The sequence below is a fragment of the Endozoicomonas sp. SESOKO1 genome (assembly GCF_024606265.1).
Classification (GTDB): domain Bacteria; phylum Pseudomonadota; class Gammaproteobacteria; order Pseudomonadales; family Endozoicomonadaceae; genus Endozoicomonas.
On the sequence record NZ_JAHHPP010000326.1, the window covers coordinates 1 to 5448 of the forward strand.

General features: G+C 48.1%; 5 protein-coding genes. 4 read left to right on the top strand and 1 reads right to left on the bottom strand.

The genetic code is table 11. The features are described 5' to 3' along the window. On the bottom strand, nucleotides 1–360 hold a 360-nt coding region (locus KDK13_RS14860; RefSeq protein ID WP_257285756.1), incomplete at its 3' end, for an Abi family protein. Between the two features lie 240 nt (nucleotides 361–600). On the opposite strand from KDK13_RS14860, the gene KDK13_RS14865 reads away from it, so the two are divergent. The 4 genes from KDK13_RS14865 to KDK13_RS14880 form a co-directional block, all read left to right on the top strand. Next, entirely contained in the window at nucleotides 601–2220 is a 1620-nt protein-coding gene (locus KDK13_RS14865; RefSeq protein WP_257285757.1) for a class I SAM-dependent DNA methyltransferase, read from the top strand. After that, nucleotides 2217–3392, top strand: a complete 1176-nt coding sequence (locus tag KDK13_RS14870; protein ID WP_257285758.1) for a restriction endonuclease subunit S — start codon at nucleotides 2217–2219, stop codon at nucleotides 3390–3392. Before KDK13_RS14865 ends, KDK13_RS14870 begins: the two co-directional genes overlap by 4 nt. Nucleotides 3393–3578: 186 nt before the next feature. After that, nucleotides 3579–4304: a RhuM family protein gene (rhuM, locus tag KDK13_RS14875; protein ID WP_257285759.1), complete on the top strand. Its 726-nt coding sequence runs from the start codon at nucleotides 3579–3581 to the stop codon at nucleotides 4302–4304. Between the two features lie 220 nt (nucleotides 4305–4524). After that, nucleotides 4525–5448 (top strand): ImmA/IrrE family metallo-endopeptidase (locus tag KDK13_RS14880; RefSeq protein ID WP_257285760.1); only part of this gene is annotated, 924 nt, incomplete at its 3' end.

Below are 5448 nucleotides of genomic sequence, written 5' to 3' on the forward strand. Positions count from 1 at the left end.
CCTAAGGTTGGCAAAAAGTTCTGAAATCTGTTTGAAGCTTAAAAGCTCAAGTGCCATCCATAATGGTGGTTGTACTGGCGAATCCGGGTACTTTCGTTGATAGCTCTCCAGAAAGGTCTCCAGTTCCCTGTCGAAAATATAGAGATTCAAGACATCGTCAAAAGATGTACCAGCAATAAACCGATGATCATCACCCGAACCGGGGATATAGAATGGCCGAGTATAAGCACTCAAGCGGAAGTAACTAATGTTTTTTAAGTAGCGTTTGGCTCTCACAGGGTCAGTAACGACTAAACCTCTGGCAGTAAGAGTTTGGATCTGCTCATTAAGGCTTAATGCGTGCTTTCTGAATGTAACCATTTGTTTTTATTATAAAAGGTGCGTTTATACTACTTCTGCATGGGAATAAAAAAACCCGCCAGAGTGTGCTTCGTTGAGAGGCATGGCGGGTGTGTTACGGTAAATTTAGGCGTTGAGAGGTTATCTGTCAATAGGGGCTCGACTTTATGATTAGCTGCGCACAGACTACAGAACTCATTTCATAATACCCATATAATCAGCCAATTCTTCACATTTCAACTTTATGATTCAGGCAAGCGTATGATCACCGGCGATCTGAAAAGCAAAATCGACAAACTCTGGGAAGAGTTCTGGGTAGGTGGTATCACCAATCCGCTCACGGTGATCGAGCAGATCACCTACCTGATGTACTCCCGCATGCTGGATATGCAGGAGAGCAAGGACGAGCAGCGTAAGGCGCTGGCCGGTGTCGATTTCAAACCCCGCTTTGCGAAACATGAGCAGGATTACCGGTTCAGCCATTTTGCCAACCTGGGCGCGGATGAAATGATGGAGCTGGTGCGGGATGAGGTGTTTCGTCACTTCAGAACGCTGAGTGAGAAAGGCTCACTGCTCGGTAACTTTATGAAAGATGCCCGGCTGGAAATCGTTAAGCCCAGTCTGCTGGTCAAAGCGGTGGAGATGATCAAACAGTTGCCGCTGGACCGGGGGGACACCAAGGGCGATCTGTACGAATACCTGCTGAGCAAACTGACCACGGCGGGCATCAACGGCCAGTTCCGTACCCCACGTCATATCATTCGTGCCATGGTGGAAATGATGGAGCCGAACCCGGCCCGTCATGAGCGTATCTGTGACCCTGCCTGTGGTACCGGTGGATTTCTGTCGTCCAGTTACGAATACCTGTTGGAAAAATACAGCTCTCTGGATTCCATCCATAAAGAGATGGTTATTAACCAGAAGGGCGAACCCGAAGCCCAGTATGTCTATTCCGGTGATCTGCTGAATGAATACCGGAACCATGTGGACTACGACATGTTCCACGGTTATGACTTTGACTCCACCATGCTGCGCATTGCCGCCATGAACCTGATTATGCACGGGGTGGATGAACCGGATATCCACTACCAGGATACGATGAGCCAGGGCTTCAGCGACAAATTTCCGGAGGCCTCCCATAACGCGTTTCATCTGATTCTGGCCAACCCGCCTTTTACCGGTACATTGGATGAAGAAGACATTGACCCGGTATTGCTGAAAACTGTCAAAACCAAAAAGACCGAGCTGCTGTTTTGCGCCCGTATTCTGCAAATGCTGAAAGTGGGTGGTCGCAGTGCCACGGTTGTGCCCCAGGGAGTGCTGTTCGGTTCCAGCAAGGCGCACCAGAGCCTGCGGGAAAAGCTGGTGGAAGAAAACCAGTTGGAGGCGGTGGTCAACCTGCCTTCCGGTGTGTTTAAGCCTTATGCCGGTGTGGCCACGGCGATTCTTATCTTTACCAAGGGGGGCGAGACTGATGACGTCTGGTTCTATGACCTGGCAAACGACGGTTATAGTCTGGATGATAAACGGACACCGATTGGCAAAAATGACCTGCCGCATCTGATTGCCAGTTGGAAGCAGTATCGCCAGGGCAAAGGACGGCCGGTGGATGTCTTTATGGGGCAAAAATTGCAGACGCAATTTATGAGTGAACACCCGGAAGGGGTTGCTGAAACGGATTTTCAGGACCGTACTCAGAAGGCTTTTGTTGTGCCTAAAGTGGACCTGAAGGCCAATAAATACGACCTTTCCATCAACCGCTATAAAGAGGTGGTGTATCAGGAAGAGCAGTATGAGCCGCCCAAAGAGATACTGGCACGACTGAAGGTACTGGAGGCGGAGATTCAGCAGGAGCTGGTGGAGCTGGAGGGGATGCTGTGAGTTGGCCTGTGGTTAAATTATCTGAGTTATGTGAAATTAATATAGGCAAGACTCCGGCTCGCAAAAGCCCCAATTTCTGGGGTGTGGGGTATCCTTGGTTATCAATTGCTGATATGTCACAAGGTAAGCTAATTACCACAACTAAAGAAGAAATCACGGACAAAGGAGTTGTGGCGTCAGGTATTAAGCTCGTCAAGAAAGGGACGGTTCTATTCAGTTTCAAGCTTTCGATTGGCAAAGTAGGTATTACTCAGCGTGATCTTTACACTAACGAGGCTATTGCAGCGCTGCCGATTATAGATAGAGAGCAGCTGGATACCAATTACTTGACATATGCCCTCAGTCAGTTGAATGTCGTTTTGAGTACTGACAGAGCGGTTATGGGGGCTACTCTCAACAAAAAAAAATTAGCAGAGTTGCTGATACCGTTGCCTCCACTTTCCGAACAAAAACGCATTGCCGCCATACTGGATAAAGCCGACCAGCTACGCCAGAAACGCCAGCAGGCCATTGCCCTTGCTGACGACTTCCTCCGCAGCGTCTTCCTGGATATGTTTGGCGATCTGGCTTTCAATCCCTATGATTATCAACGAGTGTCGCTTGATTCTTTGAGTGTGAACGATGGAATCAAGTGTGGTCCATTTGGCACCCAGTTAGGTAAACATGAGTACCTTGCAGAAGGAGTTCCACTGTGGGGAATTAAACATGTTAACCGTGATTTTAAAGTAGAAACTGATGAGTACCTCTCAGCTCCTAAAGCTATAGCGCTGAAAGCCTATTCCATTAGACCCGACGATATCGTTATGACTCGAAAAGGAACCGTTGGGAATTGTCATGTATATCCGGAACACATGCCTGAAGGGATCATGCATTCAGATCTTCTTCGTATTCGCGTAGATGAATCCATCATTGATCCCTATTTTTTATCTTGGCAATTGAAGCTGAGCAGAGATGTCAGTCACCAGATTTCACTAATCAGCTCTGGGGCAATTATGGCAGGAATTAATGTGACGAAGCTAAAGAACATTGAAGTTTATGTTCCCGAGGTGACCCAGCAGATTAAATTCAGAGAGATCTTATTCAAAAAGGGGGAGTTAACACAGAAGTATAGCCAAGGTGATTTGGCTTTATTTGATGCGTTGAGTCAAAAAGCCTTCGCAGGAGAACTCTGACTAAAACTCGTTGAACTCGTTCCCACGGTCTCCGTGGGAATGCCTACTGTACTATGCGACACGGTATATTCAGATACGGAAGGCTCTAAAGCAGGGGAATGAATCAGTAACAACTGACTACCGATATGACGTTCCAGTACGACGTACTTAAAGCAGATGCCATAGTTAAACACCGGAGAATCATGAATGGCTGATAACGACCTGATCCTTTATACCACAGACGATGGAGAGGCCCGATTTGTTCTTAAAACGCTTGAGGGGCAGGTATGGCTGAGTCAGCTTGAACTGGCCGATTTGTTTCAGTCATCCAAGCAGAATATCAGCCTGCACGTGAACAATATTCTGACAGAGGGAGAGTTGCAGGCAGAGGCAACTGTCAAGGAATACTTGACAGTTCAACAAGAAGGAACGAGAAAGGTTCAGCGCTCTGTTGTCCACTACGCTCTCCCCATGATTCTTGCTGTGGGGTACCGTGTCCGATCAATACGTGGCACCCAGTTCCGTCAATGGGCAACCCGCACTTTGGGTGAGTATATGGTGAAAGGGTTTGTTATGGATGATGAACGCCTGAAGCAACCCCGGTGGGACTATTTTGATGAGTTGCTGGAGCGTATTCGGGACATTCGCTCTTCAGAGCTTCGTTTTTATCAGAAAGTGCGAGATTTGTTCACGCTGGCCAGCTGGCGTGATTATATCAATAATTTTATGACTTTTAATGAACAGCCATTACTGAGCAATGCAGGACAAGTCAGCCGCAAGAGTATGGAAAAAATAGCGGGTGAGCGTTATGACCAGTTCAATACTCAGCGTAATCAGGCTGAGGCTCTGGAAGCCGACAGAAAAGAAATGGAAGCTCTTGAACATCTGGAAAAGCAGTTGTTGCAAAAACGTAAGAACGATTCAGAGCGTTAAGGGTGGCCCATCAGAAACCGATGATCTTAATTTGTTAAGTCGAGAGCAATATTCTGATCGGTTGGCAAAGTATACACAGAGAGGTACATATCAGGAGGATGGGAAGGCAACCGTGGTTTTCCCTCGTTAGCTAGCTGGGGGGCATTAAACCAGGCCTTCATGCTACCGATGGGTAATCCATAATGATATTATCCCCACGATTACAGGATGGACCTCAATAATGAACGAAGCCATGATCAATCCGGAGATTGTCCACTGGGCGCGAGAGCGTGCCGGGATGGCTCCTGCTGATCTGGCGGGAAAGCTAAAACAGAAGCCCGAAAAGCTGCTTGAGTGGGAACAGGGCAAAAGTCGGCCCAGTTTTTCCCAGGCTCAGAAGCTGGCAAGCCACCTCCGGGTTCCTTTCGGTTATCTGTTTCTTAAAGAGCCTCCTGAAGTGCCTTTGCCCATACCTGACCTGCGTACCGTGGGTAGTCGGGTATCCACTGAGCTGGGTCATAATTTTCGTGATCTCCTGAATAATGTGCTGCTCAAGCAAGAGTGGTTTCGGGAGTACCAGATTGAAAACGGGAATGACAGAGTTGAGTTTGTAGGCCGCTGTTCCTTGAATGACGACGCTGCCGGTGTGGCTGAGGATATCGCTCGTACGCTGGGTGCAACTGCCGATTTACGGCAAGGTGCCCGGAACTGGGAGCAATACCTGAGCCTGCTGATTGAAAGGGCGGAAGCCGTGGGTATTCTGGTGATGCGAAGCGGCATTGTCGGCAGTAGTTCTAATAGAAAACTGTCTGTGGAAGAGTTTCGGGGGGTTGCCATCAGTGATGATTATGCCCCACTGATCTTTATCAATGCGGCCGATGCACCTGCCGCGCGGCTGTTTACCCTGGTTCATGAACTTGCCCATTTGTGGGTGGGTAACAGTGGTATTTCTAATGTTCCGCTGGATGATTTTTCTGAACGAGGTCACCAGAGGAAGGAAGAGGTATTTTGTAATCGGGTTGCTGCTGAGTTTCTGGTGCCTGGTAAAGAGTTTGTGAATGACTGGCAGGCAAATCGTAGCCTGGTGGAAAACTGTGCGGATTTAAAAAATGATATGGCAAGGATTTTCCGGACACTTTTTTACGCTGCCTTGGCAAGTTGTTGT